Genomic DNA, 11,944 nt, shown 5'->3' on the forward strand with positions numbered 1-11,944 from the left:
CGACCTGAACCGATTATTTGAGGCGTTGCCCTATTTTGTTCTTGCTTTGTGCCGGCAGGTATGCTATTAATTTGGCTATGGTGCTAATTGGCTCCAACGACCCGCCGCTTGGCGGGTTTTTTGTTTCCGTCGATCTCGAGCGCAGGTCACGCCAAGATAACAACCACTGCGACCACCCCGAACAGCCCGATCAGCAGCAAGTCGGCGACCCGGTAGAGCTTCAGCGCCCGTCGGACGTCGGTGCTCTCGACATCGTCGCGGCGGCCGCCCTCGCCCATCAACGCGTCTTCGACCATCACGCCGTCGTAGGAACGGGGGCCGGCGAGCGCCAGGCCGAGCGCGCCGGCCATCGCTGCCTCCGGCCAGCCGGCATTGGGCGAGCGGTGTTTTTTCGCATCGCGCCGCACGGCGTGCCAGGCGGCTTTGGCGTCGGCGCCCTTGACCAGGAAAGCCGCAAGCACGATCAGCAGCGCCGTCAGTCGCGACGCCGGCAGGTTGATCCAGTCGTCGAAGCGCGCAGCCGCCCAGCCGAAGGCTTCGTGGCGCGGCGTGCGGTGGCCGATCATCGAATCGGCGGTGTTTGCGGCCTTGTAGGCGACGCCGCCGGCGAGCCCGCCAATACCGATCCAGAAGGCCGGCGCGACGACACCGTCGGAGAAATTCTCGGCAAGACTTTCGATCGCTGCGCGGCAGACAGCGGCCCTGTCGAGCTTTTCCGGATCGCGGCCGACGATCCTGGAGACGGCGATGCGGCCCATGTCCAGTCCGCCGCTATCGAGTGCGTCGGCCACCGCTTCGACGTGCTCGGCCAGGCTCTTCTGCGACAGCAGCGACGTCGCCAGGATTGCGGTGATCAACAAGCCGAGGGGAATGCTCCAAAGCATGGCTTCGATCCAGAAGGCGAGGGCGGCCGGCACCAGCACGATCACCAGCAGCGCGACGACGCCCCGGCGGCGACGGTCGGCGTCGGAATCAGTGGCGCGGTTGAGCCTGCGGTCGAGAAAGGATATCAGCCTGCCGAACCAGGTGACGGGATGGCCAATGGCATCGAAGAGCCGGGCCGGGTAGCCGAGTACAAGTTCGATGGCCAGCGACAGGAAAGTGATCAGGATCGACATGAAGTCTCTTGATGGGGTAACGGCGGCAGTGGACCACGGCGGAAGCCTTGGCCGGGCGAGGGCGCTTTTCCCTCACGCGCCGCTGCCTTTCGTCGACCTCTCGACCGGGATCAATCCGCACTCCTACCCGCTTTTCGATTTGCCCGCCACCGCCCTGTCGCGATTGCCGGAAACGGCGCGCAGCCGCGACTTGGCTGAACTCGCGGCAAGCGCCTATGGCGCGCCGTCGGCGGCGAACGTCGCGGCGGCGCCCGGCACGCAGATCCTGTTGCCGCGCGTCGCTTCGCTGGTCAGCCCGGGCAAGGCGCTGGTGCTCGGGCCGACTTATGCCGAGCATCGGCGGGCAGCAGCGATCGCCGGCCACACGGCGGCTGAAGTCGATAATTTCGAAGCCCTGGCGGCGGCCAACCTTGCGATCGTCGTCAATCCAAACAACCCGGACGGGCGCGTCGTCGAGCGCGAAAGATTGCTTCGACTTGCCGGGACATTACGCGCCAGAGGCGGGCTGCTGGTCGTCGACGAGGCCTTCATGGATGTCGGCCCGCGCAGCGAGAGCCTGGCCGGCGACGTCGACCAGGGCGGCATCGTTGTGCTGCGCTCGTTCGGCAAGTTCTTCGGCCTGGCCGGCCTGCGGCTTGGGTTTGCATTGACCGACGCGCTGATGGTCGAGCGGCTGGAGGCGCAATTCGGGCCATGGGCGGTTGCCGGGCCGGCGCTCGAATATGGCATAAGGGCGCTTGCCGACACCGGCTGGCAGGCCGGGATGCGGCGCCGTCTGGCCAAGGACGCCGCACGGCTCGACACGCTGTTCGGCCGCTTCGGCGTGCCTGCCGCCGGTGGCACCACGCTGTTCCGCTATCTCAGGCTGGCGAACGCTGCCGGCCTGTTTTCGGCGCTTGGCCAGCGCGGCATCCTGCTTCGGCATTTCGCCGGCCGGCCGGATGTGCTGCGCGCCGGCCTGCCGGGAGCCGACGAAGAATGGCGGCGGCTCGAATCCGCACTTGCCGGCTGGGCCTCGCGGCGCGACGATGATGCCAAGGGAGAAACGACCCAATGATCCATGTCTGCTCGCTGTCCAAAGTCGAGGAAACGGTAGCGAAGACCGGCGCCGGGCGGCTGCTTTCGCTGCTCGCCGCCGGAACGGAGGTGGTGCGACCGGCCTCGATCACCAGGGAAAACCATCTGCATCTGGTCATGCACGACATTGCGGTGGCGCAGGAGGGCATGACCATGCCGGGCGAGGAGCACGTTGTGACCCTGCTCGATTTCGCCCGCCAATGGGACCGCTCGCGGCCGCTGGTGGTGCATTGCTATGCCGGCATCAGCCGCTCGACCGCCTCGGCCTATATCATCGCGGCAGCGCTGGCGCCGAAGCGCGACGAGGCCGAGTTGGCCGAGACTCTGCGCAGGCTGTCGCCGACGGCGACACCCAATCCGCGGCTGATCGCGATCGCCGACACGCTGCTCGATCGCAGGGGCCGGATGATCGAAGCGATCCAGGCGATCGGGCGCGGCGCGGATGCTTTCGAAGGCACACCGTTCGAATTGAAAATCTGAGCCTTAAAACAAGTTCTAGGGAAAGTGCGCAGGAGTTCTAGGACACGGCCAAGGGGTGAATGATGATCGGGAGAATTTTGGCCATCGTTGTTGGCGTGGTCTGCACGACAGGCAGCGCCATGGCCGCCTCCATGCCGGCTCTCAAGTCGATCGACCCGGCAGCGCTCCAGGCCACTGTCGAGGGTTTGGCCAAGGAACTTATGCTGCCCGGTGCTATGGTTTTGCTCAAGACTCCGCGGGGCAACCTCGTCTTCGGCTACGGTACGACTGAACTGGGTGCCACGAACCCGCCGCGCGCCGATACCCACTTCCGTGCGGCCTCGAACACCAAGACGATGACCGCCGCTGTTATCGTGCAACTGGTGCAGGAAGGCAAACTGAGCTTTGCCGATCTGATCTCGAAATACGTCCAGCGCGTTCCCAACGGCGACGAGATAACCATTCGGCAGCTCATAACAATGCGGAGCGGCCTCCCTAACTTCACAAATGCGCCGGAACTTGCCGAAAGCCTGGACAAGCATCCTTATCGGGTATGGACCGCCGATGAAGTCCTCGGCATGGCGTTCAAACGGCCGCCGGACTTCGCGCCGGGTGCCGAATTCGAGTACAACAACACCAACTACTATCTGCTCGGCCTTGTTGCCGAGAAGATCGACGGCAAGCCGCTCTCGACCATCTTCCGGGACCGCCTGTTCGGGCCGCTCGGCATGAAGAACACGGCGTTGCCGCCGAGCAAGTCGAACGCCATCCCCGAGCCATACTCAAACGGTTACCTCTACGGCAGTACTTCGTACGCCCTGTCTGATGCGCCCTATCCGGACGACCTCCAGGCTGCGGCCAGGGCCGGAACGCTCAAGCCCAACGACGACACATGGCAGAACCCGTCCGCCTACTTTGCGGCTGGCGGAGTCATCTCCACCGCCGATGACCTCGCGACCTGGATGCGCGCGCTGGTCGGGGGCAAGCTCTTCAATGCCGACTTCCAGCGGCAGTGGCTTGCAAGCCCTGTGGCGCCGGAGCCGGGCGAACCCGCCATGCAAAAATACGGCTATGGCATCCTAACGCTTACCTTCGGGCCTAACGAAATCTACTATCACGAAGGCGAGATGCCCGGTTACCAGTCCTTTATGGGCTACGATCCGGCCAATGACGTCACCCTGGTCATATGGACCAACCTGACTCTCGCGCTCGACGGCCAGGCGACCGCCCACACCTTGATGGTGAAGATACTGGACGAAATCTACACGGTGTCGCCGCTTCAAGAGGGGAAGTGAGGATCCTCGCGCGCGAATGGAATCGCCCCTCGTGAGGCCTGAGCTGGTGGGATCAAACACCTACGCCAGCCAATCCGCCAGCTTGGCCTTGCGCACGTCCCTCACCAAGCCGATGAAGCCGTCGGCCTGATGTTCGGCGGTGAGCCGGCCTTTTTCGGCGGTGGCAATGCTGGCGTCGCCGACCACGCCATTCGGGTTGAGATCGCTGGCGATCCAGGCGAAGGCGTGCGTTCCGGTGTGGCGCAGCAGCGAAAATTCCTTTTCGGCGCGGGCAACCTTGGACACGAAATTGTCGGCCTTGGCCATATCGACGAGGTCAGACCGGAAATGCAGCATCAGCGAGGTCTCGACGTCGCCGCCATGAATGCCGTGGCGGTCTTCGAGATCGGTGTACATACCGGCCGGCCGGCCAAAGCGCTGCCAGCTGGTCTTTACCGCCAGCATCTTTGCCCGCACGCGCAATTCGCGGGTGACGATGCCCATGATCTCTTCATTGCCGCCATGCGAGTTGACGACAATCAGTTTTCGGACGCCGGCGCGCGCGACCGACAGGCCGAGTTCGGTCCATGCCTCGACCAAGGTCGTCGCCGGCAGGGTGAGGGTGCCGGGCGCATGCAGGTGCTCGTTCGACTTGCCTACCGCCTGCACCGGCAGGATGCGGATGTCGAGATCGCCGGGCAGGCGGGCGATCACCGTTTCCAGCATGCCGTTCATGATCGAGGTGTCGGTCGAAACCGGCAGATGCGGCCCGTGCTGCTCGATCGCTGCCAGCGGCAGAACGGCAATGGTCGCCTCAGGATCGATGGTCGCGTATTCGGTGGTCCGGTAGTCACCCCACCATACGCGCTTTTTTGTTCCGGCCATTTTGAACCTCGAAGAGACTGAATGGGCGTTTGCGCTGCCCCTCACCCTTAGCCTCTCCCCGTGAAGGACGGGGGAGAGGGGGATCGCCAGCGTTCCGGCTAGCCTTGTCCCCGTCACTACACGGGGAGAAGGTGCCGGCACGCGGATGAGGGGCAGCGCCAACCTTTGTCGTGTAACTTGAGATCATCGGCCTGTCGATTCCAGCCGCTGGCCAGCGCTGCTCAACCCGCCGCGATGACCTCGATCTCGACCTTGAATTCCGGCCGGGCAAAACCTGAAACGATCATCAGCGTCGAGGCCGGCGCAGGGCTGGCGAACAGCCGGTCGCGAACCTCCATATAGGGGCGCAGGAAGGCGCGGTCGGTGACGTAGGCGTTGATGCGGACGATGTCTGACAGGCTGAGCCCGGCCTCGCGGAGAATCGCCGATATGTTCTGGAAACAGAGCTCAGCCTGTGCGCCGGCCTCTTCCGGGATCTGGTCGTCCGCGGTGATCGCGACCTGGCCCGAACACAGCACCAGCCGCTTGCCGGGCGGCAGCTCGACGCCGTGGCTGTAGCGGGCGAAGGGCGGCTTGATCGACTTCGGCGTGAGAAATTTGAACATGGCAATCTCCGTTCACGGCAGCCTATCGCATCGGCCCGAAAATCGAGATCGATTTTCGGAAAGCACGATGCGACAGGATACGAAGTTTTAGAGCGTACTTTGTGCGTCCAAGTGGACGCACGTCGCTCTAATGCGGGATCGATGCGGGCATCAAGATGGCGGTGCATGTCACGAGGGCGATTGTGGACAGGCGATCAAAAAATAGGCACGATGCCTTTCGTACAGCATGACCCGTCCGGCCTTCGCGCCGCCATTGCACAGGCGGGCATTGCACAAGCGGGCGGTCCCGGCGCAACGCGCCGGTGGCATGTGTCTTGCTTCTTGAAACAACGGTGTCGAGCCCGCCGCGTAACGCGCCGGAGCGAACAAAGGGTGGTGTGGATGTACGGAAGACTGAAGATTTCGGCCGGCGCGATCGTGCTGCTTGGCGCAGGCACGCTTGCTGCGGCAGCGAACGAAAAAGTCACCTTCGGCACCAATTGGCTGGCCGAGCCGGAGCATGGCGGTTACTACCAGGCGGTGGCAGATGGCACCTATGCGGCCTGCGGCATCGACGTGACGATCATGCAGGGCGGCCCACAGGTCAGCGGCCGGCCGCTGCTGCTGGCCGGCAAGATCGATTTCTACATGGGCGGCAATTTGCTGTCGGCCTTCGATGCCGTGCAGCAAGGCATACCGATGCGCGTCGTCGCCGCCGACTTCCAGAAGGACCCGCAGGTCATCATGTCCCATCCCGGCCAGGGGCTGGACAAATGGGAAGACCTGAAGAACGCCGACCAGTACATCCTCGGCGACGAAGGTGCGCAGACCTTCTTCCAGTGGATGGTCACCGACCTTGGCTTCGATGCCGCCAAGCGCGTGCCATACACCTTCAACCCTGCGCCGTTCATCGCCAACAAGAAGTCGATCCAGCAGGGTTACGTCACCTCGGAGCCATTCGCCGTCCAGAAGCAGGGCGGTTTCACGCCGAACCAGTTCCTGCTGGCCGACTATGGCTGGGACACATATGCAACGACGGTCGAGACCATGCAGGAGACGATCGACAAGCGGCCCGAGGTGGTCCAGTGCTTCGTCGATGGTTCGGCCAAGGGCTGGTACAATTATCTCTACGGCGACAACAAGGCCGCCAACGAAATGATCAAGAAGGAAAATCCGGACATGACGGATGAGCAGATCGCCTTCTCGATCGAGCAGTTGAAGAAGTTCGGCGTGGTCGATTCCGGCGACAGCGAAAAGCTCGGCATCGGCGCCATGACCGACGCGCGCATCCAGAGTTTTTACGACAAGATGGTCAAGGCCAAGGTCGCGCCGGCGGGCATCGACATCAAGAAGGCCTACACGCTTTCCTTCGTCAACAAGGGCGTCGGGCTCGACCTGAAGAAGTAGACCGTGAAGCTGGAGAAAGTGGCGCAACAGCCAGGAAGTGTATCGGGGCCGACGCTGTTGGCGCTGCGTGGCGTCGGCAAGGTTTTTTCCAACGGCGTCACCGCGCTCAGCAATGTCGAGCTGACGATCCGGGAAGGCGATTTCCTCAGCCTACTCGGGCCGTCCGGCTGCGGCAAATCGACGGCGCTGCGGCTGATTGCCGGCCTGTCGACGCCGACCTCGGGCCTGCTCGACTGGCGCGGCAGCGGCGCCCGCGATCGTTCGAATATCGGCGACCGCTCGAATATCGGCTTCGTCTTCCAGGAGCCGACGCTGCTGCCCTGGGCCGACGTCTTCGACAATGTCTGGCTGCCGCTGCGGCTGAGGGGCGTGTCGCGGGTCAAGGCGGCACCGACGGTGATGGAGATGCTGGCGCGGGTTCACCTGACCGGCTTCGAGAAGGCGGTGCCGCGCGAACTGTCGGGCGGCATGAAGATGCGCGTCTCGATCGCCCGCGCCATGGTGACCAAGCCGCGGATTCTGTTGATGGACGAGCCGTTCGCGGCACTCGACGAGATCACCCGCTTCAAGCTCAACAATGACCTTCTGGAGCTATGGCAGGATCAGCGTTTCACCGTCGTTTTCGTCACCCACAGCGTCTTCGAAAGCGTTTTCCTCTCCAACCGCGTCGTCGTCATGGCGGCGCGGCCGGGCCGAGTGTTCGCGGAGCTTGCCGTCGACGCGCCCTATCCGCGCGACGAGGCGTTTCGCACCTCGCCCGACTATGCCGCGCTCTGCCGCCAGGCATCCGACGTGCTGATCGGCGCCATCAACTCAACTGCCGGACCGCATCATGACGGCCATTGAAGAACCAGTCCTGGCGCTCGACCCGGAGGAGGCGCGCCGCGTCCGCCAGGAGCGCTTCGAGCGCATCGGCAGATGGCTGCTGCCGCTGGCCATCATGATCCTGGCGATCTGGCTGTGGGACCGTGTCTGCGTCTGGAACGACATCCCGAAATACATTCTGCCGCGTCCCGGCGTGGTGCTGCAGACGTTGCATGACGATGCCGGGCTGCTGTTCTCCTCGCTGCTGGTGACACTCAGGATCACCTTCTTGAGCCTGCTTCTCGCCGTCATCGGCGGCGTCGGGCTGGCGGTGCTGTTCGCTCAGTCGAAATGGGTGGAGATGTCGTTCTTTCCGTTCGCCATCGTGCTGCAGGTGACGCCGATCGTCGCGATCTTTCCGCTGATCAACATCTATGTCGACAACCAGACGACAAAGCTTTTGCTTTGCGCCTGGATCGTCGCCTTCTTCCCAATCCTTTCCAACACCACGCTCGGCCTCAATTCGGTCGACCGCAATCTGCGCGACATGTTCAAGCTCAACGGTGCGACCCGCTGGCAGCAATTGCGCTACCTGCGGCTGCCGGCGGCGATGCCTTATTTCCTCGGCGGGCTGAAGATCGCCGGCGGGCTGTCGCTGATCGGCGCGGTGGTGGCCGAGTTCGTCGCCGGCGCCACCGGCCAGTCGTCCGGCCTCGCCTCGCGCATCATCGAGGCCGGCTACCGGCTCAACGCGCCAAGGCTGTTCGCCGCGCTGATCCTGATCTCGCTCACCGGCATCCTGATCTTCCTGGTGCTGTCGCTTGTATCGCATCTCATTTTGCGGCGCTGGCACGAGAGCGCATTGAGGCAGGAGCGGTAGGCATGGTCGGCGCCGTTACCCCCCTCGGTCCTGCCGGACATCTCCCCCTCATGGGGGGACATTGGACCTCATTCCGGATTTCGCCAATTACTGACGTGGCAAGGCGTGTGCCCCGGTTGAAGCTGCCGATCTCCCCCCTTGAGGGGGAGATGTCCGGCAGGACAGAGGGGAGTGCGGCTTGATACCAGCCTCTGGTCCTTATCATCTTGCAAACGTTCGTGTTCATCAGTCGCTGACGCCAGGGCTTGCCGCAGCATTCGATGCCGACGGCTTTGCGCTTACGGATATCGCCGTCGCCAATGGAAAAATCTCCAGCATTGCAGCACATCAGCGATCCAATGCACCGGCGGACGCCGTCGATCTCGGCGGCCGGATCGTCTTGCCCTGCTTCGTCGACTGCCACACCCATATCGACAAGGGCCATATCTGGCCTCGAAAGCCCAACCCGGACGGCACCTTCATGGGCGCGCTGAACGCAACGGGCGCCGACCGGGCGGCGCGCTGGAGCGCCGACGACGTTGCCCGCCGCATGGATTTTTCGCTGCGCTCGGCCTATGCGCATGGTACCAGGGCGCTGCGCACGCATCTCGACAGCGTTGCGCCCCAGGAAGAGATCTCCTGGCCGGTGTTCGAGACGATGCGGGATAAATGGCGAGGCCGCATCGAGCTGCAGGCGGCCTGCCTGCTCGGCATCGAGGGCGTGCGCGACAGGAAATGGTTCGAGAGGCTGGCCAAGCGTGTGGCTGCGGCCAACGGCGTGCTCGGCGTCGTCACCTATATGGTGCCGGATCTCGAAGAACTGCTCGACCAGGTATTTGTGCAGGCGATCAAGCACGGCCTCGACCTCGATTTCCATGCCGACGAGACCGACGATATCGCGGCGATCTCGTTGAAGAAAATCGCCGAAGCCGCCCTTTGGAACGGTTTCGAGGGGAACATCCTGGTCGGCCATTGCTGCTCGCTGGCGCGCCAGCCCGATCTCGACGTGCTCGACACGCTGGACAAGGTCGCCAAGGCCGGCCTGGCGGTGGTGTCGCTGCCGATGTGCAATCTCTATCTGCAGGACCGGCGCGGCGACAACACCACGCCGCGCTGGCGCGGGGTGACGTTGCTGCACGAGATGAAGGCGCGCGGCATTGCCGTGGCCGTCGCCTCCGACAATACGCGCGACCCGTTCTACGCCTATGGCGATCTCGACATGCTTGAGGTTTACCGGATGGCGACGCGCATCCTGCATCTCGACCATCCCGTCGCCGACTGGCCGCAAGCGGTGACTTCGACGCCGGCCAAGGTGATGCGGCTCGACGGTTTCGGCACGCTTGCCGCCGGAGCGCCGGCCGATTTTGTCGTCTTCAAGGGGCGGAGCTGGACGGAATTGCTGTCACGGCCCGAATCGGATCGCATCGTTGTACGCGACGGCCTGGCGATCGAGCGCCAGTTGCCCGATTATGCCGAACTCGATGATCTGATGGTGGAATGATGGATATTGCGGCGCTCAAGCGCGACCTGCACGGTTTGAAGATCGACGACCATCCGGCGATCGTCCAGCAGAAGAGCCGCGACTTCTACTGGTACAGCCCGGTGCTGAAGCAGCAGCTCGATCACGTCACCGGCGATCTGATCGTGACCCCGAAAACCGAAGACGAGGTCGTCCGCATTCTCGCCGCCTGTCACCGGCATGGCGTGCCGGTGACGCCGCGCGGCAGCGGCACCGGCAACTACGGCCAAGCGATGCCCTTGTCCGGCGGCGTCGTGCTCAATCTCGCCGAGATGAACGCGGTCAAGACGATCGCCCCCGGCCGTGTCGTCACCGGCCCCGGCGCCGTGCTCGCCGACATCGACAGAGCGACGCGGGCGCATTCCGGCCAGGAGCTCCGCATGTCGCCGTCGACCTACAACACGGCATCGATCGGCGGCTTCGTCGCCGGCGGCTCCGGCGGTATCGGCTCGATCCGCTGGGGCGGACTGCGCGACCTCGGCAATGTCATCCGGCTGAGGACCGTGACGATGGAGGCTGAGCCGCGTGTCATGGAGCTCACCGGCGAGGACGTGCTGAAGGTGATGCATGCTTACGGCACCAACGGCATCATCACCGAAGTCGAGATGCCGCTGACCGCCAGCTATGACTGGATCGACGTCATCGTCGGCTTCGACGATTTCATGGACGCGGCCGGCTTCGGCAACGACCTCGCCATCCAGGACGGCATATTGGCGAAACTGATCACGCCGATCGCAGCACCGATCCCCTACGATTACTTCAAGCGCCACCAGCGGTTTTTCCGGCGCGGCCAAAGCATCGTCGTCCTGATGATCGCACCGCATGCGATGGATGCCTGCCTCGCCTTCACGGAGCGCAGCAAGGGCGAGATTGTCTTCCGCGCGGACAAGGAGGCCGATCTCAAGGGGTTGCCGCCAGCTTATGAGCTGACCTGGAACCACACGACACTGCGTGCCATCCGGGTCGATCCGACGATCACCTACCTGCAGACCCGCTACCCGTCGCCGGACCACCTCGGCCACGTCAAGGCGATGGTCGATCGCTTCGGCGACGAGGTGCCGGCGCATCTCGAATTCATCCGCTTCGACGGCGCCATCGGCATCGCAGGGCTGCCGCTGGTGCGTTTCACCACGGCGGAGCGGCTCGATGAGATCATCCGCATCCACGAGGACAATGGCTGCTGGATCTTCAACCCGCACCGCTACACGCTGGAAGAAGGCGGCATGAAGCGCACCGACGAGGTGCAACTCGCCTTCAAGCGCGAAACCGACCCGCAAGGGTTGCTCAATCCGGGCAAGATGATCGCCTGGGAAAATCCGGACTATGATTATCGCTCGGGCAAGTCGTTCCTGTTCAAGGGGCTGGAGAACGCGGGTTGAACATCCTCGTCCTCTACGCTCATCCGGTGGAGACCAGCTTCAACGCCGGCCTGCACCGGACCATCGTCGAGCGCCTGAAGGCGGCCGGCCATGTGGTCGACGACTGCGACCTCTATGCCGAGAATTTCGATCCCAGGCTGACGCGCGCCGAACGGATGTCCTATCACGACGAACGCAGCGACGGCGATCCGGCGTCGCCTTATGTCGAGCGCTTGCTGCGGGCCGAGGCGCTGGTGCTGTCGTTTCCGGTGTGGAACTTCGGCTATCCGGCCATTCTGAAGGGCTTTTTCGATCGCGTCTTCCTGCCCGGCGTGTCGTTCAAGCTGGTCGCCGGCAAAGTGCAGCCGTCACTGCACAATATTCGCAAGGTGGTCGCGGTCACGACTTATGGCGGCAGCCGGTTCCGAGCCATGCTGATGGGTGACCCGCCGCGCAAGCTGGTCAATCGGGTGCTGCGTGCGACGATCAAGCCCGGCGGGTCGGTTTCCTACCTTGCGCATTACTCGATGAACCTGTCGACCGAGGGCAGTCGGAAGAGGTTCGTGGCGAAGGTCGCGGCCAGGATCGATGCGTTCTGAG

12 protein-coding genes are annotated in these 11,944 nt (G+C 63.7%); 9 read left to right on the top strand and 3 right to left on the bottom strand.

Features of this window, described 5'->3' with window-relative positions; genetic code table 11:
* Positions 1 to 146: 146 nt before the first annotated feature.
* Positions 147 to 1,118, bottom strand: coding sequence for an adenosylcobinamide-phosphate synthase CbiB (gene cbiB / locus NMG46_RS13455; RefSeq protein WP_254818136.1), 972 nt, complete (start codon positions 1,116 to 1,118; stop codon positions 147 to 149).
* Between cbiB and cobD the strand changes: the two genes are divergently transcribed.
* From cobD to NMG46_RS13470, 3 genes are read left to right on the top strand one after another with little or no spacing between them, the layout of a single operon-like run.
* The gene (gene cobD, locus NMG46_RS13460) at positions 1,117 to 2,175 is read left to right on the top strand and encodes a threonine-phosphate decarboxylase CobD (protein ID WP_254818137.1); all 1,059 of its coding nucleotides are present in this window, start codon (positions 1,117 to 1,119) and stop codon (positions 2,173 to 2,175) included. The genes cbiB and cobD overlap by 2 nt on opposite strands.
* The gene (locus NMG46_RS13465) at positions 2,172 to 2,675 is read left to right on the top strand and encodes a tyrosine phosphatase family protein (protein ID WP_254818138.1); all 504 of its coding nucleotides are present in this window, start codon (positions 2,172 to 2,174) and stop codon (positions 2,673 to 2,675) included. Before cobD ends, NMG46_RS13465 begins: the two co-directional genes overlap by 4 nt.
* A gap of 59 nt (positions 2,676 to 2,734) precedes the next feature.
* Positions 2,735 to 3,949: a serine hydrolase gene (locus NMG46_RS13470; RefSeq protein ID WP_254818139.1), complete on the top strand. Its 1,215-nt coding sequence runs from the start codon at positions 2,735 to 2,737 to the stop codon at positions 3,947 to 3,949.
* Between the two features lie 60 nt (positions 3,950 to 4,009).
* Here the strand turns inward: NMG46_RS13470 and NMG46_RS13475 are convergent, their stop codons facing one another.
* Together NMG46_RS13475 and NMG46_RS13480 are read right to left on the bottom strand one after the other, a co-directional pair.
* Positions 4,010 to 4,813, bottom strand: coding sequence for a creatininase family protein (locus NMG46_RS13475; protein WP_254818140.1), 804 nt, complete (start codon positions 4,811 to 4,813; stop codon positions 4,010 to 4,012).
* A 221-nt stretch (positions 4,814 to 5,034) separates the two neighbouring features.
* Positions 5,035 to 5,418: a RidA family protein gene (locus tag NMG46_RS13480; protein ID WP_254818141.1), complete on the bottom strand. Its 384-nt coding sequence runs from the start codon at positions 5,416 to 5,418 to the stop codon at positions 5,035 to 5,037.
* A gap of 381 nt (positions 5,419 to 5,799) precedes the next feature.
* Here NMG46_RS13480 and NMG46_RS13485 point away from each other — a divergent pair, with 381 nt between their 5' ends.
* From NMG46_RS13485 to NMG46_RS13510, 6 genes are all read left to right on the top strand, one after another.
* Positions 5,800 to 6,804 carry an ABC transporter substrate-binding protein gene (locus tag NMG46_RS13485; protein ID WP_254818142.1) on the top strand — a complete coding sequence of 335 codons (1,005 nt, stop codon included), beginning with the start codon at positions 5,800 to 5,802 and terminating at the stop codon, positions 6,802 to 6,804.
* Positions 6,805 to 6,807: 3 nt separating this feature from the next.
* A complete protein-coding gene (locus NMG46_RS13490) occupies positions 6,808 to 7,650 on the top strand; it encodes an ABC transporter ATP-binding protein (protein WP_254818143.1) in 843 nt (280 codons plus the stop codon).
* Entirely contained in the window at positions 7,637 to 8,488 is an 852-nt protein-coding gene (locus NMG46_RS13495) for an ABC transporter permease (protein WP_254818144.1), read from the top strand. Before NMG46_RS13490 ends, NMG46_RS13495 begins: the two co-directional genes overlap by 14 nt.
* Positions 8,489 to 8,666: 178 nt before the next feature.
* Positions 8,667 to 9,968 (top strand): cytosine deaminase, encoded by a 1,302-nt coding sequence (locus NMG46_RS13500; RefSeq protein ID WP_254818145.1) that lies wholly within the window; start codon positions 8,667 to 8,669, stop codon positions 9,966 to 9,968.
* Positions 9,968 to 11,365 (top strand): FAD-binding oxidoreductase, encoded by a 1,398-nt coding sequence (locus NMG46_RS13505; protein ID WP_254818387.1) that lies wholly within the window; start codon positions 9,968 to 9,970, stop codon positions 11,363 to 11,365. The genes NMG46_RS13500 and NMG46_RS13505 overlap by 1 nt, the downstream gene beginning before the upstream one ends.
* Positions 11,362 to 11,943, top strand: a complete 582-nt coding sequence (locus NMG46_RS13510; RefSeq protein ID WP_254818146.1) for an NAD(P)H-dependent oxidoreductase — start codon at positions 11,362 to 11,364, stop codon at positions 11,941 to 11,943. Before NMG46_RS13505 ends, NMG46_RS13510 begins: the two co-directional genes overlap by 4 nt.
* Position 11,944 lies beyond the last annotated feature (1 nt).

The organism is Mesorhizobium sp. LMG 17147 (assembly GCF_024297145.1).
Lineage (GTDB): Bacteria > Pseudomonadota > Alphaproteobacteria > Rhizobiales > Rhizobiaceae > Mesorhizobium.